The 25,099-nt window shown below is 38.8% G+C and carries 20 protein-coding genes, 1 tRNA gene and 1 pseudogene; 7 read left to right on the top strand and 15 right to left on the bottom strand.

All coding sequences use genetic code 11. The features are described from left to right. Window position 1 precedes the first annotated feature (1 nt). Window positions 2-1,051, bottom strand: coding sequence for a tRNA dihydrouridine(20/20a) synthase DusA (dusA, locus tag H3299_RS05965; protein WP_182419672.1), 1,050 nt, complete (start codon window positions 1,049-1,051; stop codon window positions 2-4). Window positions 1,052-1,340: 289 nt separating this feature from the next. On the opposite strand from dusA, the gene queC reads away from it, so the two are divergent. The 3 genes from queC to H3299_RS05950 all read left to right on the top strand — a co-directional run bounded on the left by queC (window position 1,341) and on the right by H3299_RS05950 (window position 2,930). Further along, window positions 1,341-2,030, top strand: coding sequence for a 7-cyano-7-deazaguanine synthase QueC (queC, locus tag H3299_RS05960; protein ID WP_182419362.1), 690 nt, complete (start codon window positions 1,341-1,343; stop codon window positions 2,028-2,030). A gap of 77 nt (window positions 2,031-2,107) precedes the next feature. After that, window positions 2,108-2,575, top strand: a complete 468-nt coding sequence (gene queF, locus H3299_RS05955; protein WP_182419361.1) for a preQ(1) synthase — start codon at window positions 2,108-2,110, stop codon at window positions 2,573-2,575. A 270-nt stretch (window positions 2,576-2,845) separates the two neighbouring features. Continuing rightward, window positions 2,846-2,930: transfer RNA gene (locus H3299_RS05950), tRNA-Leu, on the top strand. A 331-nt stretch (window positions 2,931-3,261) separates the two neighbouring features. Here the strand turns inward: H3299_RS05950 and H3299_RS05945 are convergent. From H3299_RS05945 to H3299_RS05915, 7 genes are all read right to left on the bottom strand, one after another. Beyond that, on the bottom strand, window positions 3,262-3,693 hold the full coding sequence (locus tag H3299_RS05945; RefSeq protein ID WP_182419360.1) for a hypothetical protein: 432 nt from the start codon (window positions 3,691-3,693) through the stop codon (window positions 3,262-3,264). Between the two features lie 282 nt (window positions 3,694-3,975). Then, window positions 3,976-4,818, bottom strand: coding sequence for an LpxI family protein (locus tag H3299_RS05940; RefSeq protein ID WP_182419359.1), 843 nt, complete (start codon window positions 4,816-4,818; stop codon window positions 3,976-3,978). A 29-nt stretch (window positions 4,819-4,847) separates the two neighbouring features. Beyond that, complete coding sequence (locus tag H3299_RS05935; RefSeq protein ID WP_371739810.1) at window positions 4,848-6,281, bottom strand: amino acid permease; 1,434 nt, start codon at window positions 6,279-6,281, stop codon at window positions 4,848-4,850. 50 nt (window positions 6,282-6,331) lie between these two features. Further along, on the bottom strand, window positions 6,332-7,156 hold the full coding sequence (gene ttcA / locus H3299_RS05930) for a tRNA 2-thiocytidine(32) synthetase TtcA (protein WP_246708209.1): 825 nt from the start codon (window positions 7,154-7,156) through the stop codon (window positions 6,332-6,334). Window positions 7,157-7,421: 265 nt separating this feature from the next. Further along, window positions 7,422-8,039, bottom strand: a complete 618-nt coding sequence (gene rpsD, locus H3299_RS05925; RefSeq protein WP_182419356.1) for a 30S ribosomal protein S4 — start codon at window positions 8,037-8,039, stop codon at window positions 7,422-7,424. A gap of 259 nt (window positions 8,040-8,298) precedes the next feature. Continuing rightward, window positions 8,299-8,730 (bottom strand): DUF6163 family protein, encoded by a 432-nt coding sequence (locus H3299_RS05920; protein WP_182419355.1) that lies wholly within the window; start codon window positions 8,728-8,730, stop codon window positions 8,299-8,301. Further along, entirely contained in the window at window positions 8,727-9,776 is a 1,050-nt protein-coding gene (locus H3299_RS05915) for an enoyl-CoA hydratase/isomerase family protein (RefSeq protein ID WP_182419354.1), read from the bottom strand. Before H3299_RS05915 ends, H3299_RS05920 begins: the two co-directional genes overlap by 4 nt. A 234-nt stretch (window positions 9,777-10,010) precedes the next feature. Between H3299_RS05915 and hemB the strand changes: the two genes are divergently transcribed. The 3 genes from hemB (at window position 10,011) to H3299_RS05900 (ending at window position 13,554) form a co-directional block, all read left to right on the top strand. Next, complete coding sequence (gene hemB, locus H3299_RS05910; protein WP_182419353.1) at window positions 10,011-11,024, top strand: porphobilinogen synthase; 1,014 nt, start codon at window positions 10,011-10,013, stop codon at window positions 11,022-11,024. A gap of 253 nt (window positions 11,025-11,277) precedes the next feature. After that, window positions 11,278-12,420: a COX15/CtaA family protein gene (locus tag H3299_RS05905; RefSeq protein WP_182419352.1), complete on the top strand. Its 1,143-nt coding sequence runs from the start codon at window positions 11,278-11,280 to the stop codon at window positions 12,418-12,420. Window positions 12,421-12,636: 216 nt separating this feature from the next. Beyond that, the gene (locus H3299_RS05900; protein WP_182419351.1) at window positions 12,637-13,554 is read left to right on the top strand and encodes a rhodanese-related sulfurtransferase; all 918 of its coding nucleotides are present in this window, start codon (window positions 12,637-12,639) and stop codon (window positions 13,552-13,554) included. A gap of 259 nt (window positions 13,555-13,813) precedes the next feature. Here the strand turns inward: H3299_RS05900 and H3299_RS05895 are convergent, their stop codons facing one another. The 6 genes from H3299_RS05895 to H3299_RS05870 all read right to left on the bottom strand — a co-directional run bounded on the left by H3299_RS05895 (window position 13,814) and on the right by H3299_RS05870 (window position 23,770). Continuing rightward, window positions 13,814-15,253, bottom strand: coding sequence for an APC family permease (locus H3299_RS05895; RefSeq protein WP_182419350.1), 1,440 nt, complete (start codon window positions 15,251-15,253; stop codon window positions 13,814-13,816). A 641-nt stretch (window positions 15,254-15,894) separates the two neighbouring features. Further along, window positions 15,895-18,840, bottom strand: coding sequence for a bifunctional [glutamine synthetase] adenylyltransferase/[glutamine synthetase]-adenylyl-L-tyrosine phosphorylase (locus tag H3299_RS05890; RefSeq protein WP_182419349.1), 2,946 nt, complete (start codon window positions 18,838-18,840; stop codon window positions 15,895-15,897). Window positions 18,841-19,333: 493 nt separating this feature from the next. Further along, window positions 19,334-20,731, bottom strand: a complete 1,398-nt coding sequence (locus tag H3299_RS05885; RefSeq protein ID WP_182419671.1) for a HAMP domain-containing sensor histidine kinase — start codon at window positions 20,729-20,731, stop codon at window positions 19,334-19,336. Window positions 20,732-20,739: 8 nt separating this feature from the next. Beyond that, the gene (locus tag H3299_RS05880) at window positions 20,740-21,414 is read right to left on the bottom strand and encodes a response regulator transcription factor (RefSeq protein ID WP_182419348.1); all 675 of its coding nucleotides are present in this window, start codon (window positions 21,412-21,414) and stop codon (window positions 20,740-20,742) included. A 184-nt stretch (window positions 21,415-21,598) separates the two neighbouring features. Then, a complete protein-coding gene (locus tag H3299_RS05875) occupies window positions 21,599-23,164 on the bottom strand; it encodes a Do family serine endopeptidase (RefSeq protein WP_182419347.1) in 1,566 nt (521 codons plus the stop codon). A 159-nt stretch (window positions 23,165-23,323) separates the two neighbouring features. Next, entirely contained in the window at window positions 23,324-23,770 is a 447-nt protein-coding gene (locus H3299_RS05870; protein ID WP_182419346.1) for a hypothetical protein, read from the bottom strand. Between the two features lie 202 nt (window positions 23,771-23,972). On the opposite strand from H3299_RS05870, the pseudogene H3299_RS05865 reads away from it, so the two are divergent. After that, a pseudogene (locus H3299_RS05865) lies at window positions 23,973-24,098 on the top strand (IS6 family transposase); the annotation flags it as partial. A gap of 7 nt (window positions 24,099-24,105) precedes the next feature. Here the strand turns inward: H3299_RS05865 and cbiB are convergent. Then, window positions 24,106-25,095 carry an adenosylcobinamide-phosphate synthase CbiB gene (gene cbiB / locus H3299_RS05860; RefSeq protein WP_246708156.1) on the bottom strand — a complete coding sequence of 330 codons (990 nt, stop codon included), beginning with the start codon at window positions 25,093-25,095 and terminating at the stop codon, window positions 24,106-24,108. Between the last annotated feature and the right edge of the window lie 4 nt (window positions 25,096-25,099).

Genomic DNA, 25,099 nt, shown 5'->3' with positions numbered 1-25,099 from the left:
ATTAATTTGAACTGGTATCCCCGCTCTCACTGTCTTTGCTTTCTTGCATGCCGCTTACATCTACTGCGGCAAAGGCTTTTCTAATAACGCTCGATGTTGCATCATAATTGGTTGCATCGGTTGACAATATTTGCCGCCAACGCCTTGCGCCTGGAAAACCATGAAATAATCCCACCATATGCTTACTTACATGCGATAAACGCCCCCCTGCCCGAATATGGGCATCGGTATAAATACACATTGATTCTATTATGCTTTCAAAGTCAATTTCGCGATAGGCTTCATCATAAACTACATAGTCAACATGACTTAATTGCGCTGGATTTTGATAGGCGGCGCGCCCAACCATAACACCATCGACATAGTGCAAATGGTTTGTAGCTTCTTCAATGCTAGAAATACCACCATTTATACCAATAAATATATTGGGATATTTGTTTTTTAAACGATAAACGCGCCCATAATCAAGCGGCGGTACATCACGGTTTTCCTTGGGGGAAAGTCCTTTTAGCCAGGCTTTGCGAGCATGAACCCAAAACGCGTCACAACCAGCAGCAATAGAAAGACGTGCAACATCATTAAGCGCGGTTTCAGTATCTTGTTCATCAACACCAATGCGGCATTTGACGGTAACCGGAATAGAAACGACATGTTTCATTGCTGCAACGGCAGTGGCAACAATATCGGGTGACTGCATAAGGCATGCCCCAAAAGTACCCGATTGCACACGGTCAGATGGGCAGCCTACATTGAGATTTATTTCATCATAACCAAAATCTTCACCAATTTTTGCCGCCAAGGCCAATTTTTGCGGATCACTACCGCCGAGCTGTAACGCAATGGGATGCTCAATACCACTAAAGCCAAGCAATCTTTCTTTAGGTCCATGAATAGCTGCATCCGCTACCACCATTTCACTATATAACAACGCATTGGCACTTAATTGACGATGGAAAAAACGACAATGACGGTCTGTCCAATCAAGCATAGGCGCAACTGCAAAAGTTTTTACAAATGGTCGCTCATAAAGTGTCATAATAATCAACTGCATCTGGGACATTAAAAAGGTCGGCTTTATAGCTTATCATTTTAAATGTAAAATAGGGAAAATAGATATTCATCTCATATATTCGACAAAGATGGATATCTTATGAAGATTTTTAATGTTTTATAAAAACTACCACAGCATTTGCTAATGTTATTAAAATAGCTTCACAGTTTCAGAAAATTCATATATAGGCCATGTTATATATGATTGATAGCTTTGATTTATGCAAGAGTTATTGATAATAAGAATTGAATTCCGGTCGCAGCCTACCCGGTAAAAACAAGGACAAATTATGAAAACCTATCTCATCTGCTCTGGCGGTCTTGATTCTGTGTCTTTAGCTTATATTTTAGCTGAACGCGGAGACCTTCATGGTATTCTTTCGTTCAACTATGCGCAAAGACATAAAAAAGAGCTGTTTTTTGCAAAATTATGTGCAGATAAGCTCGGTGTACCCTTTGATTTAATTGATATTTCATCAATTGGGCAAGCGATGTCTAATACTGCACTTACCGGTCATATTAGCGTTCCCGATGGTCATTATGCTGAAGAAAGCATGAAAATAACCGTCGTACCTAACCGTAATGCTATTTTTTTAAGCATTGCTTTTGGCTTAGCAAGTGCCAAAGGTGCAAATCAAGTGGCATTGGCTGTGCATGGCGGCGATCATTTTATCTATCCTGATTGCCGGGCAGATTTTATCAATAGTTTTGCTGCGATGGAAAACTATTCACTAGAGGGCAGTGTCGGCCTTTATGCTCCTTTTGTACAAAAGACCAAGGCAGATATTGTTTCACTTGGTAGTAAGGTAAACACGCCTTTTATTGAAACGTGGTCTTGCTATAAGGGGTTGGAACAGCATTGCGGGCGTTGTGGTACCTGCGTAGAGCGGCGCGAAGCGTTTTTTTGTGCGGGCGTTGAAGACCCTACCCTATATTTTGATGATAATTTTTGGAAAACGCAAATTGAATTGAGACATTAAAACGGGCTAAAGCCGCTTATATTCCAATTTATATGCCCCAAATTTCATAGAAAAAGCCATTTTGCTTGGAGAATTTCATGACTGGTACAACTAATATTTATCAAGGCTTAACCCAACTCGGTGGTGACAATATCCTACCAACTTCACCAGAGGTGGCAATTTTAGAAAAAGTTGCAAACCCTCAAGCTGATATTTCCTATAATGTTCGCTTTACAATTCCGGAATTTACCTCACTTTGCCCGATAACCGGCCAACCCGATTTTGCCCATATTGTAATTGATTATGTTCCAGATCAATGGTTGGTTGAAAGCAAATCGTTAAAATTATTTTTGGGATCCTTCCGTAATCACGGTGCTTTTCACGAAGATTGCACTATTCATATCGCAAGACGTTTGGTTGACCTGTTGTCACCAAGATGGTTACGTATTGGCGGTTACTGGTATCCACGAGGCGGAATCCCAATTGATGTATTTTGGCAAACCGGCAACTCCCCTGATGGCGTTTGGATTCCCGATCAAGGTGTGCCACCTTATCGCGGACGCTAATTTTTATAAAAAAATCAGCTAAATGAAATTGGTTTATACGCATAGTCTTAGCTTGGTTAGTTAAACTATGCTGTAAGCTTTGAATATAATAAGCCCCTGCCCAATGATCGTTTTTTAACTGATATGGAAAATGCTATAATTATGGGCAGTGATTTAATCGCAATCATTAAATAAGTTGAGACAATTTTACTTTTTTTAAAAAAGGGACTTGTAAGCTTGTTTCATATTTGTTACACGCCGCTAGCTGATTTATTTTAGCTTCTACCACGTGCGGTCGTGGCGGAATTGGTAGACGCGCAGCGTTGAGGTCGCTGTGGGGCAACCCGTGGAAGTTCGAGTCTTCTCGACCGCACCATTAAAAATCTATTTACAGATTTTTTCTTTAGCTTTGTTGTAGCTTAAGCAGATATATAAATTCTTGAATTAAATATCCGCCTCCTCTTTTGTCATAACTGGATTGGTGGTTATAAGTTGGATTAGGGACATTCATATATCTATTATATATTTTTCAATGTTACTTTTAGCGACATTGGCTAATGGTGTACAAGTAATATTTAATAAATTTTACATTTTTAACGTCAAACAATAAGACCTTCGGCAGACACCGTTTGAAATCGATTATTAAAATACATTTAAATAATAATGCAGTTCAATTGAAGGCATTAAGTATTTAAGGTCTTTTTGACTTATTGTTGAATGTTAAAATCAATATCTTTGAATAGCGGATAAATTGCTTTTATAGCATCTATATTAATAGGATTTTCAAGATCAACAAAATACCAACGCTCATTAGCCTTAAAGACAAATGAAACACTATCATCGTCAATAATCTCATCATCCACCATTACGGCATGGGTTATATACGCAAATAATGCAAATACCTTACCATTTGGGACTTGACGATACACAATATTACCTGGATTAAAGTCAAGCTCGATTGTTTTTAATTGGTCTAAGCGAACTTTCATCATTGAGCGAAAAACAGGTACAAGTTTTGTTTCAGAAACATTGTGTAAATCTGCAAAGAACTCTAAAAAACCGGGTGCTAAAGATTCCACAGCCTTACCAAGATTCTTATTCTTAAAAATATTTAAAGATACTATAAATGCATCACGCATTTCTATCTTTGAACGATCATCCCAATCCGCTAAGAAAGCCTAGGCATTAAATAATAAAACAACAAATAGAATATAGACAAAGTTTTTTTATATTTCCCACGCTACAAACCACTGCAATATTAGTGATAAAACAATAGAACGATGAATAGTGATAAAATAATACATTTTATACAATTAATCTTCATTGCAATAACGAATGTAACCTACAGTAATATTTTAAATCCATTGAGCAAATTTACTTTATTCCTAAACCATTTAATTGTAAAAAATTAAAAAATATTATTAAAAAGTTGAAAGGAAAATCTGTCGTTGATCTGCAGTATTGATTGTTTGTTCTAAATCAAGAATAAAACTAGATCCGGATTGAATTGCGACACCAGCAAGACCCGATTGAAAGGCTTGTTCAACAGTATCTGGCCCAATTGTCGGTAAATCAGCACGCTTTTCTTGGTTTGGTTTGGCACATTTCACTAAAACGCCACCCTGTTGTGGAATACGTCGCTCTTGTCGCATTAAGGCAATGCGCTTAATCATATTATCCGTGCCCTCTGCCCCCTCTAATGCAACTACTCTGCCGCCAACAGCAACCGCACCCTGCCCCACATCAAGATCACCAAGCATATGTGCAGCCGCAAGCGCAAGCTTAAAATTTTTCTCTTCCGCTTTAGAAGGTTCCGCTTTAGATAAAAGACATGGCGCAGGTGCAAGCAGATCAGGCACGACTTCATGAGCACCCACCACTTTAAAGCCATAAGATTCTAGCACCTTGATAAAGGCACGCAACAGCGCATCATCCCCTTGCGCTAAAGCAAAAAACACGCGTGTCAATGCACGCAATGTAGGACCATCTAAACGTAAATCAGATAGATGAGGCCTACTTTGCACGCCACCTGCCAAAACAACATTATGAACATTAGCGCTTTTCATTGCGCGAATAAGCTTTGCAAATTCGACTATAGAAATTTCACAATGGTCAAATTCATAAATTGCTAGCTCTGCCTCATCACGTAGTGGAATGATAAAAGGATTTTGTCCCTTATTTTTTAAGGCATTGGCAACGGCAAGCGGTAGTTTTCCGCCGCCAGCAATAATGGCAGTACGCCCTTCAAGTAAAGGCTTTATCATATTTAAATCCTCCACACTGAGGTATTGGGTTAAATAGCTTTTTTTAATTTAAATCCAAGATAGAGAATTAAAAACCATATAGGCATTACAACAACAGACAAACTCATATCAGGAACTGCAAGTGTAAAGAATGCTGGTGCGCTGACATCTATAATGTGTAAAGTCTTTAATAGATAGGTCATTAAGCCATTTTCACTAAAGCCTGTCAAAATCATCAATGAAACAAGCAGCAATAAAAAGATTAAGCAGATGTAGTTAGCCAAGGGAAATAAAGGAGAGGGAAACTTAGTTTTACTATTTTCAACGTTTTTTGCCCGTCTAAACCTCAAGTGAACAAGAATAATTGTCGCCCATGTCATCGCAGCTGCTGTTGTAGCAACGGCCATAACCCGCATAAATGCTTCATTTGGGACAAGATAATTGATAATAACCGCAACAGCTGTGCAAAGCGATGAAAACATAATTGCAGTAAATGGAACGCGGTTATAGCTCAAATTCTTGAAAAAATGTGGCGCATTGCCTTGTTCTGCCAATGAATACAGCATTCGGCTATTAGAATATATCCCGCTATTATAAACTGAAATTGCAGCCGTTAACACCACAAAATTTAAAATATGTCCGGCTGCAGGAATACCTATATTGGTAAAAATAGAGACAAAGGGGCTATTCGCTTTATTAAGCAAATTCCACGGATTTAAGATCATAATGACGGTAATCGCACCAATATAAAAAATCAATATACGCCACATGACCTGATTAATGGCTTTTGGTATGGTCTTTTCTGGGCTTTCCGCTTCACCCGCAGCAACACCAATGAGTTCAGTTCCTCCAAAAGAAAACATAATCACAACAAACGCCATAATCATACCGGATACACCAAGCGGAAAAAAACCACCTTGGTTCCATAGATTTGAAACGGCTACATTGGCGCCCCCCAATCCTGTTATGATTAGGATAACCCCAAAAACAATCATACCGATAACTGCAATGACTTTAATTATCGCAAACCAAAACTCAAACTCACCATAAAACCTTACATTTATAAGGTTTACGGCAGTAATAGCCAACAAAACAACAAGAGAACTAATCCAGTGATCAATTGCAAACCAATGATCAAGATAGATGCCGATAACTGTTAGTTCAGCCATACTGACCAGGATATAAAGAAACCAATAATTCCAACCGGCAAAAAAGCCAGCAAAACCATTCCAATATTTATAGGCGAAAAAACTGAACGAACCTGCAACCGGCTCTTCGGTTGACATTTCACCAAGCATCCGCATGATAAGATAAATAACAAGCCCACCAATAAGGTAAGAAAGAATAGTCGCTGGCCCTGCAAGACTGATCGCTTCAGCCGAGCCATAAAAAAGCCCCGTACCAATAGCGCCGCCTAAGGCAATCATTTGGATGTGGCGGTTTTTCAATCCGCGGCGTAAATGCCTATTATCACCTTCCATCACATCCCTTTCAAAAATCGCTTGTCACAAATGCGATCTTTTTACAAATTATTTTATAACTGCTCTTCATTAGACTTAGCGACTAGCCCTAAAAAATCATAAATTTTAGTATCTAGCAAATGCGATGGACGCACATTACCAAGCGCGCGGATCATGGTGTCCTTACGGCCTGGCATCCGCTTTTCAATATCCGACAACATTGCCTTCATAGCATTGCGCTGCAACCCATCTTGAGAGCCGCAAAGATTGCAAGGAATAATCGGAAATTGCATAATATCAGAAAATTTTGCCAAATCATCTTCTGCCGCATAAATAAGCGGACGCAGTACAAATAGATCGCCTTCATCATTGAGCAATTTACCCGGCATTGATGCCAAACGCCCACCATGAAAGAAATTCATAAAAAAAGTTTCCAAAGCATCATCACGGTGATGGCCAAGCACAAGCGAGGAACAACCTTTTTCACGGGCAAGACGATAAAGAATACCTCGGCGCAAGCGTGAACATAGTGAGCAATAGGTCTGACTCTGATCCAACTTATCCGTCACCACCGAATAGGTATCCTGATATTCAATATGATATTCAACACCAATACTCTTTAAATAATCGGGTAAAATATGTTTTGGAAAATTTGGTTGTCCTTGATCTAAATTACAAGCAATAAGATCAACAGGTAAAAGTCCGCGCCATTTTAAGTCCAATAAAAGCGCTAACAGGCCATAGGAATCTTTGCCACCAGACAAAGCAATAAGCCAACGTTCACCTTTTAACGATGCGCCATGTACCATGGCAAAATCTTCAATGGCTTGGCGCATATGGCGCAACAAACGCTTACGCAATTTATTAAACTCAACTGCGGAACTAACATTTCGAAACATTGGATGACAGCCATCATCGGCCAAGGTTTCACCTTTAGCAACGCAAGATTCGATAAAATTTTCTACAGATGAACTCATTATTGCCTCGGCATAGTCTGTTACTGTAATATTAGATAATTCCCTAACGACGAACCAACTAAATCATTTTATTGATCAAAATAGACAAAGATTATTTGAAGGGCATAATTTTATAAAATATCTCAAATGTTTAATATAATAAAGGGGGCATAAGCCCCCTTTAAAATTCGATAAACGACAAAATCTATTAGCGTGAGTAGAACTCGACTACTAGATTTGGTTCCATCACAACGGCGTAAGGAACATCAGCAAGATTTGGCACACGAAGATAAGTAGCGCGCATCTTATTGTGATCTGCTTCGATGTAGTCAGGAACATCACGTTCTGCTAACTGTGTTGCTTCGATCACGATAGCCAATTGCTTTGACTTTTCGCGAACTTCGATCACATCGCCTGCTTTACAACGGTAAGACTGAATGTTGGTACGAACACCATTAACATTAACATGACCGTGGTTTACAAACTGACGTGCAGCAAAAATGGTTGGTACAAATTTTGCACGATATACAACTGCATCTAGACGGCTTTCAAGCAAACCAATCAAGTTTTCACCTGTATCACCGCGACGACGTGCAGCTTCTTCATAAGTTTTATGGAATTGCTTTTCAGAAACGTCACCATAGAAACCTTTAAGTTTCTGCTTTGCACGAAGCTGAACACCATAATCGGAAAGCTTGCCCTTACGGCGCTGACCGTGTTGGCCTGGACCATATTCACGGCGATTAACTGGAGACTTAGGACGACCCCAAATATTTTCGCCCATACGGCGATCAATTTTATACTTTGCAGATTCGCGCTTACTCATCGCATTTCCTTTTAATAATAATTATTGCTTTTCAGCTGACTTTAAGGAAACGCGCCCTCCTCTGCCTTTTTAATTACCTTAAATAAAACAATAAGATAAAAATCTAAAAGACTGACAGGATAAAACCGCAATTTTGCGTCTTTATCCACGGGACACGTTATTATTATGATTTATAAAAAACCATGATTTTGGGCTTTTATGGCATAGTTAATATTATGTCAAGCATGAAACAATCAATATGTGATTGCATCTAACATATTTAATATTCAACCACGATTTCTTGGGGTTTACGACTTTCTTTTATTTTAAAAAATGTAAGGGTTGCATAGGCAATTACAAACAATGTATGAATAAAAGGTACGACCAAATGTAATTCAAAATAAGATGCATAAAAAGTATAACAAACAGCTTCAACAAAGCCACCCAATAGCCATAGGATTACTCCCCATTTTGATCCCATCCATAAACCACAAGCGGCAATTGGATATAAAATGGCAAGGCTACAGCATAGAATTCGCCAATTCCAAGGCATAAGATCATAGCGCCATAAAGGTTCATTATAAACCCCAATCAACCTTACCCAATAAGCAGCACCAAGCATAAGGCAAAACATGGCTAATACACCTAAGAATATTGCAAAACCACGTTCGTTCCAGCTTGCTTTTAGTTTACCTATATATTGATTAATCAAAACGATAACTCTTTATCCAAAGGTGAAAAATAAGCTTCAACCTGTTCATTCGTTACATCTGCCAGCTTTGAGGGTTGCCATTTTGGGCTACCATCTTTGTCCACCAACACGGCACGTACGCCTTCATAAAAATCATGACCATCTAACATATGTTTGGCAATACGATTATCAATAATTAAACAATCGCCTAATGATAAAGGCTTACAAGCTGAAAACTGGCGATAAATAACCTTCAAAGACGTGGGTGAGCGTTTCTGCAAAGTTTCAAGGCAGTTTTTTGCAAATTCGTTACCAGACTCGGCTTTTTGTTGCAATTTTTCAAATATTTCATCAATATTTTCCGTACAAAAACACTCATTAATCATATTGCGCGTTTCAATAGGTGTATCAAAATCAAGCTCTACCGCATTAGCTTCTAAAAATGGCCTAGGATTTCCGCTATTAATCAATTCTTGCTTAAATGCCGCAAGATCACTTTCGTGAAGAGCATGGGTTGCAAGACCAAATTGCAGGCAATCACCCTGCTTTATTTTTTCACCAGTTAGCGCAAGATAGAGACCAAATTGATTGGGCAAACCTGGCAACACCGCACTTGTTCCAACATCTGGAAAAAAGCCGATTGCACTTTCAGGCATGGCAAAAACGGTTTTTTCAGTAATGATGCGATGAGAACCATGAATTGAGAGGCCAACGCCGCCGCCCATCACAATACCAGTTAAGAAGGAAATAAAAGGCTTTGGAAAATTACCAATTCGATAGTTCATTTTATATTCTGATTCGAAATAGCTATAAAGTGGCTGCCCTGACTGACCGGCCTTATAGGCTGCGACCACATCACCACCCGCGCAAAAGGCGCGTCCCTCGCCCTCAACAATCACACAAGCAACATCATCATCCTTTTCCCAAGCGATAAGCGCATTATTTAGAGCATTGATCATGGAAAAGTTTAAGGCATTAAGTGCCTTTTCGCGCGTAAGCCTAATAAGGCCAACGTGCCCTTCTTTGGCAAAACTTACATCATCACCACCACCAAAATCCATTTGCATTATCTATGCTCTCCGCTTGGTTCTACAAATTTGGTTTTCACATTAAATCACTAAAAGTAAAGTTTAAAGGCTTTTTATTAATTTGCTTATTTCATAAATTAGCCAAATCCTACTCATCGTTGTATAAATGTGATCAATTAATACAATGAAATTTAATACAATGAAATTTATGTTTTTTATGTTAAAAGCAAAAAACGTGATTCATCGCTCCCCCAATATTAATATGGAAAACAAATGACTAGGACAATTGATCAAATCACCAACGGCCGTAGACTTAGACGCATGCGTAAAGCTGATTGGTCGCGTAGACTGGTGCAAGAAAATGTGCTGGGCACCAATGATCTTGTTTGGACAATTTTTCTTTGTGATGGACATGGAATCCGTGAAGAAATTCCTTCTATGCCAGGAGTACAACGCTTTTCAGTTGATGTTGCGGTTGAAGAATGTCTTGAAGCGGCAGCCTTAGGAATTCCTGCCATTGCCCCGTTTTCGCGAGAGGATTTTTCAGTAAAACGTGAAGATGGCGCTTATGTGGCTTCGCCATTAAACCTTACCAATCGTTTCACCAGTGAATTAAAAAGCCATAATGCCAATATTGGCATCATTACCGATGCAGCATTAGATCCATACACTACCCATGGTCATGACGGTATATTGCGTGATGGCATTATCATAAATGATGAAACAGTTGATATGGTAGTTAAAGGCGCTTTATCGCAAGCGCGTGCCGGCGCCGATATTATTGCTCCATCGGATATGATGGATGGGCGCATTGGTGCTATACGTGATGCACTGGATGCAGCGGGTTATCAAGATGTTGCAATTATTTCTTATGCCTGCAAATTTGCTTCGGCTTTTTATGGTCCCTATCGCGATGCCATTGGTACAGCAGGTCTATTAAAGGGCGATAAGAAAACTTATTATATAGACCATGCCAATAGCGATGAAGCGGTTAGAGAGGCAGCGCAAGACCTTGATGAAGGGGCAGATATGCTTATGGTCAAACCTGGTCTTCCCTATCTTGATATTATTTATCGGTTAAAGGAAAATTTTTCTGTACCCTTATTCGCCTACCAAGTTTCAGGTGAATATGCGATGATGATGGCAGCAATTAATAATGGCTGGGTTGATGGCGAGCGAATTATTGCTGAGACGCTTTTATCTTTAAAAAGAGCTGGTTGTGATGGTATCCTCACCTATTTTGCTAAAGATATAGCGCAAAAAATTCTTCACAATAAGGTAAGTTGAGTAAATTTAACTCTCTTTGAAGAATTCTAAGCTGTGACGGCATGTCACATTAGTCGATACTTGTAATTTTTGTGATCCTGCGTCAAAAAGAACATGATTAAAATGGTAATCTAAACCTTTAGCAGCGACTTACTAAAGTGATTTTTTCCAATTCATATGTTGTTTACGCACAATGTATGAACCATGTTTCAAACGATGCCGCCACACGAAAATCATTTACTTCATATGGCTCATCGCATAAGGAGCTACTATAATGGACGCTGGTGTACCTGCGTTGGAGCTGAGCCCAGAACAAACACAAAACCGTAAATTTGTGCGCTGGTGGCTTTATATTGTTCTCGTTCTTCTTTTGGCTCTAGTTTTGGTTGGCGGTGCAACCCGTATGACCGGATCGGGCCTTTCCATAACTGAATGGAAGCCAATTCATGGAATGATTCCGCCGCTAAGCCAAACAGAATGGCATGAAGAATTTGTAAAATATCAGCAAATTGCTCAATATCAGCATGTTAATAAAGGCATGACACTAGAGGAATTTAAAGGAATTTTCTGGTGGGAATGGGGCCATAGAGCTTTAGCGCGCTTTATTGGTTTTGCTGTCGCAATCCCCCTTTTGGCTTTTTGGTTAACAAAAAGGCTGGAGAGGAAAATTCAATGGCGCCTATTAGGGCTACTATTCTTAGGGGGAATGCAAGGAGCAATTGGCTGGTGGATGGTTGCGTCAGGTCTTGGTAAAAGCCAATTAACCAGTGTTAGCCAATATCGCTTGGCAATCCACCTTGTTTTTGCCTGCATTATTATTATTGCAGTTTTTGCCTTAGCGCGAAGTCTTGCAGTATATAAAGAAAAACCGGCATCACGCTCGACCCAAATATTTGCTGGATGGATGGTGTTTTTAGTCCTTTTCCAAATCTATCTTGGGGCACTTGTCGCAGGCCTTCATGCAGGTCTTGCTTATAATACTTGGCCGCTTATGGATGGGCGCTTTATTCCAGATGGTTTATTATCACAAAATCCCCTATGGAAGAATCTTTTTGAAAATGCATTGACCGTGCAATTTGTTCATCGCATGTTCGCCTATATTTTATTGGTTGCAGCTATTTTCCATGCCTTTAAGGTCGAAAAATTGCTTCCAGGTAGCGCACATGCGCGCAGGGCAATGATTTTACTTCTTCTTATTATTGCGCAAGCAGTTTTTGGCATCATCACTCTTTTAACACATGTACCAATTGAATGGGGCCTTATCCATCAAGGATTTGCCTTGCTAGTTATGTGTTTTGCAGTTGCTCATTGGATAGGAACCAAAGGCATGATGAAGCCAAGCCCATTATCCGGCCCGACAAATATTATTAAATCATTTGCTAGCCTTTTTAAAAAGCAAGCAATGGCAAGTAAATGAATAAGTCGAATTTTTTATAAAATTGTGATAAATAGCTTTCTAAATATCACAAGAATCACATGTGAAGCATATTTCAAAATCAAAAAATTTAGATTTTTAACAAAATATGCAAAACAGTTAGATAGGATAATTAGGCAAGATTTATGTCTAAATTGCATATGATTTGCTTAAATATTCTTCAAACCAAATTTTAATCGAACGGTAAATACTATTGCTATGACCCAAAATTATCTTGTTGCCGCCCTCTATTGTTTTGCTCGCTTTGATCGCTATGAAGAGCTACAGGCACCGCTTAAAGCACTTTGTAAGGAAAATGGCGTTAAAGGTACATTGTTGCTCGCTCATGAAGGCATTAATGGTACTATTGCAGGTCCTGAAGAAGGCATTAAAAATGTTGTAGATTTTATTACAGCACAACCTGAGCTTGCTGAGCCTGAGCTTAAATATTCTAACGCATCAAAAATGCCTTTTTTACGCATGAAAGTGCGCCTTAAAAAGGAAATTGTCACTATGGGTGTTGAAGGAGTTGATCCACTTAAAAAAGTGGGTACCTATATTGCTCCGCAAGACTGGAATGCCTTAATCGAAGATGAGGACACCATTCTTATCGATACGCGCAATGATTATGAATTGGAAGTTGGTACTTTCAAAGGTGCTATTGATCCTAATATTAAGACATTCCGTGAATTTCCGCAATGGATTGCTGATCATGATGAAGAGTTGCGTAAAAAGAAAAAAATCGCAATGTTCTGCACAGGTGGTATTCGATGCGAAAAATCAACTGCCTATGTCCGTGGTTTAGGCTTTGATGAAGTATATCACCTTAAAGGTGGTATCTTGAAATATTTAGAAGAAATTCCTCAAGAGCAAAGCCTTTGGGATGGTGAATGTTTTGTCTTTGATGAGCGTGTCTCTGTTGGACATGGTCTGCAAGAAGGTGATCTCGTGCTTTGTCGCGCTTGCCGCCGTCCACTATCACCAGAAGATCTCACTAAGCCCCATTATGAAGCTGGCATTTCATGTGAATCTTGCTATGGCGAACGTAGTGAAGAAGACAGAGCCCGTTTTCGTGAACGGGACAAGCAAATTAAACTTGCCAAGAAACGTGGCGGCTTTCCGCATGTACGCCCATAAAAATTAATAAATATGATTTATTATAAAAGGCGAATATTAGTAATAATATTCGCCTTTTTCATTGTTTAAATATAATAATAGACTGAATAAATATTAAAAAATAAAGTTTAAACTATAGCATATATCCCACAATAACTCTTTGAAACCATTATATAGGTAGAATAAAGCCAGCATTTATATAAATGCTGGCTTTAATGATTTGGTGCAATAAATATATTTACCGCTAATTTTGTATTAAATTACAGTAAATATATTACGATTATGCTTCATCGTTGTTTTTGCTTCTTAATCTGCTATTCCAATAGCCAAAGCTTGCATAAAAAACAATCCCTATAGCCGTCCAAATGAGGCAATAATATTTGGTAGTGTTGGGCAAATTCCAGAAAAGATATGAGCAACCCAAAACAATAATTGGACCACTTACCCAAACTAAAGGTACTTTAAATTTCCGTGGTAATTCTGGTGCCTTGATGCGTAACATTAAAAGGCTAATACCAGTTGCAGTAAATGCGATCAAAGTACCTGCATTAGCAAGAGCTGCAATTTCATCAAGTCTGAAAATGCCTGCACATATAGAGACAACAATCGCCGTAAAAATTGAAGTTACTACGGGTGTTTGTGTTTTCTTGCTAAGCTTTGACAAAACCTGAGGAAGTAAGCCATCGCGTCCCATCACGAAGAAAATACGGGTTTGGCCATAAAAGAAAGCTAGAATAACAGTTGGCAAGGCAATTATTGCGATAGCACCAATAATTCCGGCAACTTTACCTTGACCAAGGCTTCTTAAAATAAAGGCCAACGGCTCAGGACTGGCTGCAAAAACAGTAAAATGACTTGCACCAATAGCAGCTAAGGCAACAAGAATATAAACAGTAAGACAGATAATAAGTGAGCCTATGATGCCAATAGATAAGTCACGGGCGGGATTTTTAGTTTCCTCAGCTGCATTTGCAATAGCATCAAAGCCATAAAACGCAAAAAACACAATTGACGCAGCTGCCATTACGCCATGCTCGACTAAAATACCATTTTGCTCGATAAGATTTTTTTGAAATCCGTAAGGCATGAATGGAGTTAAATTATCAGAATTAAAATAAGGCAATGCAATAGCGACGAATAATACAAGAGCTAAAATTTTAATAACGACAAGAATGGCGTTGACAAAAGCGCTTTCACGAGTTCCCATAATAAGTATTGCAGTTACACCAAAAATGATCAAAATTGCTGGGAGGTTTATTAGACCACGTTGGCCATCGATCACCGTGTGATATCCAACAGATAACCAAATCGGTAAATTAATGCCAATACCGTGTAAAAAACCTACTGCATAACCAGACCAACTAACTGCTACAGTACTAACAACAAGTGAATATTCTAGGATAAGTGCCCATCCAACAATCCAAGCGAGAAATTCACCTAGAGCTACATAGGAGAAAGTATACGCACCCCCACTATGAGGTATCGCGGTTGTAAGCTCCGCATAAGCAAAAGCGGCACAGGCGGAAACTAAACCAGCAATTAAGAAAGATATCAAAACGGCTGGGCCCGCTCTATCTGCGCCAACGCCGATAAGGGTATAAATACCGGTTCCTACTGTCGCACCAACACCTAACGCAACAAGATGTGGCCATCCTAATGTACGTGCCATTGTTTTAGTAATATTGTTAGTAAATGTCTTTTTTCGAAAAATTGAACTCATTGGGTACCTATATTTAGTATTTTATTCTTGTGTGCCACTAAATACTGTATTTTCCAAAAAAATAAAGACATAAAACAACTTTTAATGAATTGTTACTAATGGTTCTAATTTATGTCGCTTTTAAAGTGCCCCTTTAAAAGGCACGAAATAGCTATATTAATTAATTTAAAATAAAAAATTCAATTAGTTATGATTTGCCTTGGGAGAATAAAAAACAAATATTCATTTTTAAAAAAAAATATGGATAAACTGTTGTAGCGGACAGGTTATACAGACATTTTTAACGTTTTAATATATTTGAGTAACCCTTTCATAAGTTGAGACATTACCATATGGGCCTCATTTCAAATACTATTTTTATTCTGCGTTAACGTAAAAAATATACAAATTTTACCATTTTAAAATCTTGAGGCCTGCCTGTATTAAGGTAGGCTTAGATTATATAAAAATTAAAGAACCAATTGCTTACAACGCTAGAAAATTTTAAAAGTCAAAATTAATATTCAGGTACTTTGATGTAATATTTTTCATTAAAGCTATAAGAAAATATTTGCGTTTTTGCACACGATCCCCAGAACAACTATGGCTAATAATGCCTAAAGATAATTGCGTGAGCTATAAACACGCCTAATTTACAGTTTTCAACAAGGCTCCAACAACTTATGAAAAAGAGTACGTATCGTAGTCGATGTTTCATTAATGAGATTTTCAATATGCGCAAAATCCGGCTCATTAACCGCTCTTTGTAATACATCCGCAAAGCCGGGTGGCATCGTTTTAGGGTCAAAATCTTCATTTAAACATATACGCAATGTCTGGCTAAGATTTGTATAAAACTTAAACGCATTATGCAGTAGATCTTTGTCTGACGGCGAGCAAAACTCATCACTCATGATAGCAAGTACATCGCCAGTTGTTTTCCCACTTTCATAAGGCGCATAGCCAGCCAAAACCGCATATTGAGCGATAAATTCAAGATCGATAATGCCGCCTGCCATCGTTTTAATATCCCAATTATTAATCGGCGGCTTTTCTTTTTCGATCAGTAAGCGCATTTTAACAACTTCAGCAGCGATATCATCTTTTCCATTCGCCGATCTTAAAACGCCCTCGATTTCAGCATCGAGTTTTGCCAAAAAATTATCATCACCGGACACACCGCGTGCACGGGTTAAAGCCATATGCTCCCAGACCCAAGCCTCATTACGTTGGTATTTATCAAAAGCTGTAAAAGACACGGCCAGTGGGCCTTTATTACCAGATGGTCGTAAGCGCATATCAACTTCGTAAAGCACCCCTTCTCCAGTTGGCGCTGATAAAGCTGCAATTAGCCTTTGAGTTAATCGCATATAATATTGTGTCACAAAAAGCGGCTTTGTGCCTTGCGACATATCAACATCTTCATCATGATCATAGAGTAATATTATATCAACATCAGAGCCTGCTGTAAGCTCATGGCTTCCAAGCTTGCCCATACCTAAAAGACCTATAACTCCACCAAGCACATCACCATGTTTTTGGGAGAACTCTTTTCTTACGGCTTCAAGTGCTTTGGCAAGCATAAGATCAGCAAGATCTGTAAAAGCTCGCCCTGCTCGCTCTCCATCGATAGCGCCAGTCAACAAACGGATACCAATTAAAAATTTTTGCTCATCGGCAAAAATTCTTAAACGATCAAGAACCTCTTCATAGGACATAGCTTGTGCCAAGAAAAAATCAAGCCGCTCTTTAAGATAGGGTTTAGTTGGTAACTGCGCAAAGGTTGTCGGATCCAACATACCATCAAAAACATGAGGTTTGCGCGTAATAATATCAGCAAGACGGGGCGCAGCACTCATAATTAATACGATCATACCTAAAAGCGCAGGATTAGAATTTAATAGACTAAAAAGTTGGATGCCTGCCGGCAAACCTTGCAAAAAAGCATCAAAGCGGAGCAATGCGTCATCAGCACGTTTAGTGGCACCAAAAGCTTGCAAAAGCGATGGCGTCAATTCCGTTAACCGCTCACGAGCCTCTGCTGATTGGGTGGCACGATAACGCCCGAAATGCCAAGTGCGAATGGTGCGGCAAATATCACTTGGTCTCCCAAAACCAAGTCGTGATAAGGTTGCAAGCGTTTCAGGATCATCATCCTCGCCGGTAAATACAAGGTTCCCCATATCGGCGCCAAGTTCTTGCTCATGCTCAAATAAGGCTGCATAATGAGCTTCGACTGCTTTCAATGTATTTAAAAAATCATTGGAAAAGCTTTGTGCATCTTCATAGCCTAATAATCGTACTACTCTTAGAAAACCTTCTTTATCTTCAGGTAAGATGTGGGTTTGCTCATCGCCAACCATTTGAATGGCATGCTCAACCCTGCGCAAAAAACCATATTTTTTAGTAAGAGAGTTGCGAGCTTCCTCATTTATCCAACCAAGTTCGCACAATGCCCCAAGCATTTCCACCGTACGTCGACCACGCAATTCAGGAAAACGACCGCCGGCTATTAACTGTTGGGTCTGAACAAAAAATTCAATTTCGCGAATGCCCCCACGACCCAGCTTGACATTGTGACCTTTAACAGCAATTTCACCATGTCCCTTGTGAGCATGAATTTGACGCTTAATCGAATGAACATCTGCTATAGCTGCATAGTCTAGATATTTGCGCCAAATATAGGGTGATAATTCTTTTAAAACCTTATCACCTGCTTCTATGTCACCTGCAACTGGTCGCGCTTTTATCATTGCAGCCCGCTCCCAATTCTGACCGCGTGCCTCGTAATAATGAAGTGCCGCAACCACCGGCATTGCTAGCGGTGTAGATCCTGGATCGGGCCGCAAACGTAAATCTACGCGAAATACGTAACCATCGCCGGTACGTTCTTGCATGATCCGAATAAGCCGGCGCATCATTTTTGAAAAAATATCCACGGATTCAAAAGGATCATTAATCGCTGGTGAGGCAACATCAATAAAAACAATCAAATCAATATCAGATGAATAGTTAAGTTCACCCGCACCCAATTTGCCCATGCCAAGCACGATAAGGCCGCAGTCTTTTTCAGGATAATCCAGGTCTGGTAAAGTAAGCTTTTTAGCATTGTGAGCTTCACGCAGCAAAAACCTTAAACTGGCCCCTAGCGATACTTCAGCAAGTTTAGATAGCCAGTCGCAAGTTTCTGCGCAGGTAAAGACCCCGCCAATATCTGCTAAGGCAATCAAACAATGTGCTTCTGCTTTCCCACGACGCAATTGCGTCATCAGTAGCGCTTCATTTACATCATTAAGCTGGTCAATACTAGCAATATGGTCTAAAACCTTGTCAAGACGACTTCTAATATCAGTTAGCAATAACGGTGATAAAAATTGCGGATTAGCTAATATTATTTCGCGCAAAAAAGGCGATAATGTCATCACAGCGCCAATAAATTGAGTAGCCTGTGATGATGAGTTAAGAAATTGGATTAATCCTGTCAGCTCTTGCTGCTGAGCATTTTTGACCAATTCTCCTAGCCAAAAATTAGACTTTTCGTCAAGCGGCGTTATTGATTTCAAATCTGTTAAAAAAAATGGCTTTAACGATAAAATATCCTGACTCATGTCTCATCCAAACCGTTTTTAATTATGGTTCCATCTATGGTAAAACACAGCAAAACCCATAATAACCAATTATTTTACCGTTCATGTTATAAAAACAATAAAACACAAATTTAAAACCATATAAATAGCCATTTATAGATATTTAAAACAAAAATTAAAACGAAAATTCGTAAAATTTACGCTTTTAACTTTTATTCATTGCTTAGCTAGGGTCAGGACCTATTAATTTAAATGAAATGGCACAATAAACAGCAAAAATATACAAGGAGGAAAGCGAAAAGTGGGTGGTATACCCATTTGAACTTTACGACGCAGTAGATTACAGCTGTTTTTGTGTCCTTTCAGGATATGGCAAATTTTCGCGATAACTATGTCGAAGCCCCTTGAAAATATTCATATTTCCTGTGGATCTTCTTCTTGTTCTCACAAAAATTTTCTCATACCATTTCCATCAAATTAATAGGTCCTGACCCTAGATTTATACCGATCAGAGTTAATCTTTAAGACGTGGAAAAATTAATACAGCTTTAAGACCTGGTTTTGCATCTTCAAATATTAAGCTTCCACCATGCAATTTCATAACTGCCTTTGCAAGGCTTAAGCCTATGCCTGAACCTGGATGCGTGCGGCTTTTTTCCAAACGATAAAAGCGTTCCGTTACCTTATCACGCTCACCCTCCGGTATACCGGGGCCATTATCAGCAACGATCACTCGAATTTGATCATCATCTACCATTTCCATTGATAAAGTAATTTGCGGCGCATCATTATCAATAATCGCATATTTAATTGCATTATCAGTGAGGTTAAAAATAGTTTGGGCAACTAACTCTCGGCTTGCATTAATATCAACATCAAGTAATGCTCCAATTGTTAATGCAACACCGGCCTCTTCTGCTACCGGCTCACAAAGTTCGGCTACATCTTCAACAATGTTGCGTAAATTAGCCCGACTATGCTCGACAATGGTATTGCCTGCTTCAATCCGCGAAATCATCAATATAGCGTTAAAAGTACGAATAAGCTGATCAGATTCATCTAATACTTGATTTAATGCATCCTTATAACTATCAGCGTCATTATCGTGATTTAACGCCTGCTCGGCTTTATTGCGCAGTCTTGTCAACGGCGTTTTCAAATCATGGGCAATATTATCAGACACATGACGCAGACCCGCATTTAACTCCTCAATCTTTTCTAGCATAATGTTGAGGTTACCCGTTAAACGGTCGAACTCATCACCAGAACCTGAAACAGGTAGCCGGCCAGTTAAATCACCATCCATCAAACTCCGCGATGCAAGCGTAATTGTATCAATGCGCTGTAAAGCCCGCCGCCCAATAAAAAACCATATCAAGAATGTACCTAGTGCAACGGCACTAAACGCAAAAAGTAAAGCTTTGCGGACAACCTCAGCAAATTTTTTGGGATCACCCAAATCACGACCGATCATTACTTTCATGCCATTTGGCAAATCAATAAGCATAACAAGGGCTTGATGATCATTTATTTTATTACCATCACCTAAACGGCCATAATAAATTGGCTCATTCAAACTATCAGTATTTGTCAAAAGTCCCGGTTCGATATTGCTAACATTACCAGCTAAAATTCGCCCGATTGGATCAGTTACAAGGTATAAAAACGCACCAGGCTGCCGAGAACGCCGATCGATTGTACGAACCAATAGTGATATACCACCATGCTCATAGGCTGATTCAATTGAAGAGATTTCTTCTACTAAAGCAAGCTTAGTTTCGTTTTGAACCATAGTAAAGGCAAGCTTAGTCATATAAAGCACAGTACCAAAAGCAACAAGCCCAAAAAGCAAGATGAAAAGTGCGGATAATCGCACAGCGGTAGTACGAAAAATATTTCTAATATTTAGCAACACTTAAATTACGCAGCCTTTAACATATAGCCAGCACCACGGATGGTATGTAAAAGCGGACTATCAAAATCTTTTTCAATTTTTGATCTTAAACGCGAAATATGAACATCGATAACATTCGTTTGTGGATCAAAATGATAATCCCAAACATTTTCAAGCAACATGGTGCGAGTTACCACTTGTCCAGCATGGCGCATCAAATATTCAAGCAAACGAAACTCGCGCGGCTGCAAGGCAATTTCATGCCCTGCTCGTCTTGCTGAGTGCGACAAGCGATCTAATTCCAAATCACCGACGCGATAGACCGTCTCAGCATCCTTAGGGTTTTTACGTCTTTGTAAAACTTCTATACGTGCCAATAGTTCTGAAAATGCATATGGTTTGGTGAGATAATCATCGCCACCAGCTCGCAAACCGGTCACCCGATCATCAACCTGACCAAGTGCCGATAAAATTAGCACAGGTGTTTCTACCCCTTGTGCGCGAAGACCAGCAACAACTGATAACCCATCACGACGTGGTAACATACGATCTACAATTAAAACATCATAACTGCCATGTTCTGCTAATGTGTAACCAGTTTCACCATCGCCAGCGACATCAACCAGATGCCCCATTTCGTTCAAGGCCTTTTCCAGATAGCGCGATGCCTCACGATCATCTTCAATAACCAGAATTTTCATAAAAGCCTCACATTCATTTTAATGTTAAGAAAATTAATCTTTGATAGATGCCCATAATATAGATTAATAATCTTAAAAACAAATCAGAAATAACTTAGTGCGGGATCCCTCCCGCACTATCAATCAATGTTTTAAAACATCGCCATTGCATTAAATTAAGCATGGCAAAGTTTTTCTGGATTTCTTATTTTCCTTTTACAGTAATTGCAACAAAACGCGAACCGCGCTCATTTTCAACCCTTAAAGCCACGTTTAAACGACCCGCCCTTATAGCATCATCAATAATTTTTGAAATTTCTTGAGCTGATGAAACGTTAAAACTATTTACTTGGCGGATGATGTCACCAGGACGTATGCCCTTGTCGGCTGCATCGCTTTCGCTATCAATGTCGGTAACTACAACACCTTTGCCGTCTTCGGCTGGCGTTACAGTTAAACCATATTCACTCAAACTATCGGAATCTTCAACACCAGGCTTTGCATCATCGCCGCTAGATTGACCTGCCGTTGCTCCACCATTTTCTGAGCTTGGCATCGCTGCGATATTGACCTTAATGTTTTCTTGTTTACCATTGCGCCAAACACCAAGAGTCACGGCTTCATCTGGTGCAATTCCGCCAATCTTACGGGCAAGATCTCTTGCATCATTGACTGCTTCTTCATTAACAGAAATGATAACATCACCTGCTTTAATACCAGCCTTAGCTGCAGGTCCATCCATTGGATCAACAATCAATGCACCTTTGGTTTCTTTTAACCCTAAAGAATCTGCAATTTCCTTGGTAACTGGTTGAATTTTCACACCGAGCCAACCGCGTTGTACTTTACCGTGTTCAATAAGCTGATTAACAACCTGCTTAGCAGTTGTGGCAGGAATTGCAAAAGCAATACCAACATTCCCGCCCGATGGTGAGAATATCGCAGTATTAATACCTACAACCTGACCGTTAAGGTTAAAAGTTGGGCCGCCGGAATTACCCTTGTTAACCGCCGCATCAATCTGAATAAAATCATCATAAACACTTGCACCAATATCACGGCCACGAGCTGAAACAATACCAGCAGTCACAGTGCCGCCAAGACCAAAGGGGTTACCAACAGCAACAACCCAATCACCTACACGTGTTTGACTGTCATCAGCAAAGCCTACATAAGAGAATTTGCGATCACTATTAACTTTAATTACAGCGAGATCTGTGCGGGGATCCGTACCAATAAGTTTAGCATCAAGTTCTGTCCCATCGTCAAGCACCACAACATAGGCTGAGCCATCAGATACAACGTGGTTGTTAGTTACAACATATCCATCTTCAGAAATGAAAAACCCCGAGCCTTGTGATACCGGCCGCATACGCCCTCTAGGGTCTGGTCTGCCTGGTTTTCCAGGTTTAGCATGGGGGCCACGTGGACCATCTAGATCACGTGGATCTTCTTGAAAATCACGAAAAAATCGCTTTAATGGATGATCGTCGGGAAGTTGATCAAAACCAGGCCCACCAAAAAATGGCCCACCGGCCTCTTGTGGACGAACATTGCTTTTAACCTGAACAGATACGACTGCAGGCTTTACCTTATCAACAACATCTGCAAAGCCAATTTGCTTTGGACCTTCAACATAAACAGGATCGGCAAGGGCCATATTCGAAAAAACTAACGGGCCACTTAATATAGCAGAACCTGCCATTATCGTTGATAGGCTAACTGCTGCTAAAAACCGACGAGCAGAACGAAAGCGGCTTAACTTTGTCATTTATTCAACTCCTTTGATCCGAAGGATCTAAAATGATTTTTTTATAAGTTAATGCAGAATGAATGATTATTCAAATAACTTAACTTGTCTTGAACCCTTTATAAATTTTCAAACCTTACCAACCAATGTCCATTAAATGAATTATTGTTAAGGTTGATATTATGACGTCATATATTCATTATAAAAATGTTTATTTTGAAAAATATCAAGTTGATTAAGTGTCAAATCATTTAAAATAAATTTATCACAACTTAATGTTGTTTCCCCCGTCACTTTAGCCATTTTATTATAAATATTTTCTAAAATTTTTATAAATATTTTAAAGTCTTTAAAAGCAGTCAAACTTCCATTCAATGATCGTTCTAAGTCTTTATATTTTACACAGTTAATATAGTAATATATAGTATTTTTTATATTCTTAGAATTTATATAATTTGGACCAATTTCTTCTAATAGGTGTATTTCAATTTTAAGCTGAACGTAATTAATTAATTCAACTTCTTTGTTTTCATCTTGAAAATCAAAAATTACATTCCATATAGGATCATCATCCACATATATAATGCCAGAAATAATTCTAAAAAAAACAAAATCATATATAATCAATGGATATTCCTTATCTTAATTTTCGACCTTGTCGCAAATATTATACGTAATCTGCGTTAAAGTAAAAAATATAAAAACTTGAGACTATGCTTTTATGTTTTTAGGGAGACATAGTGGCTCAAAAGATTAAAGAATAAATTATTTCCGCATATAAGGAGTGATTGGGCAAGGAATGATTTTAAAGCCAATTCTAATAGTTGGGCACTTTGATGCAATGATCATTATTCAAGCTATCAATTGGTATCTGCATTATTGTTTAAGCTATAGGGATATTGAAGAGCTATTATTGGAGCGCGGCATCAAGGTCGATCATAGCACAATCAATCGTTGAATATTTATAAGAAAACATCAAAAACAATTATTAAGCCATAGAAGAGAATTGAAAAAAATAAAACCAACGCCATGTTGATTTTAAAAAAAACAAGCGCGCTTTTAATATCTTCCATACTAGCAATACGACCATCGATATTTTGTAATGGTTCATTGACTTCAACATCGTCATAGATTCTTGGGCCTGAAAGCTGAATATTTAAAAATGCGGCATAAACACTTTCTGGCCAACCACCATTAGGTGAACGATGCTGAGGGGCATCATGCATCATATTAATGAAACATTTTTTAAATGCCTTAGGGCCTTTTTTTATAAAAACGGCAATAAGCGCAATAAAGGCTGTAATGCGAGCGGGAATAAAATTTACGATATCATCCAATTTTGCAGAAGCATATCCAAAATAAAAATATCGTTTATTTTTATGGCCAATCATAGAATCTGCTGTATTGACCATTTTATAAAATAAAAGACCAGGAAGTCCGAATAAAATATAAAAAAATATTGGTGCAATAACGCCATCAGAACTATTTTCAGCAAGACTTTCAATTGCCGCGCGAGAAATAGCAGGTTCATCAAGATTTTTAGGATTTCGACCAACAATCATTGATACAGCGTAACGCGCGCCTTCAAGTCCACGATCTATATATTCGCGATAAACATTTAAAACATGGTCATAAAGACTTTTTTGAGCAAGAAAACAAGCAAGGATTAATATTTCTAATCCAAGTCCCCAATATCCAAGTTTCATACAAATATATTGTAATAGAGCCCCGATAAAAATGACGATAAAACACAACGCAAATATAATTATAAAGCCATTAAATTTACGCAATTTATCAGAATATTTTTCATCATTACCTAATCTTTCACCAATAGCAATTAATTTTCCAAAGCCGATTACAGGATGAGGAATATATTTCCAAAGCCATTTAGGATCACCTATTAAACCATCAATCAATAGGGCAAAGATCAAAACAAATATATAATGTTGCAATAAT

It is taken from the genome of Bartonella sp. HY038, assembly GCF_014117425.1.
Lineage (GTDB): Bacteria > Pseudomonadota > Alphaproteobacteria > Rhizobiales > Rhizobiaceae > HY038.
This window is presented reverse-complemented; position numbering and strand designations above follow the sequence as displayed.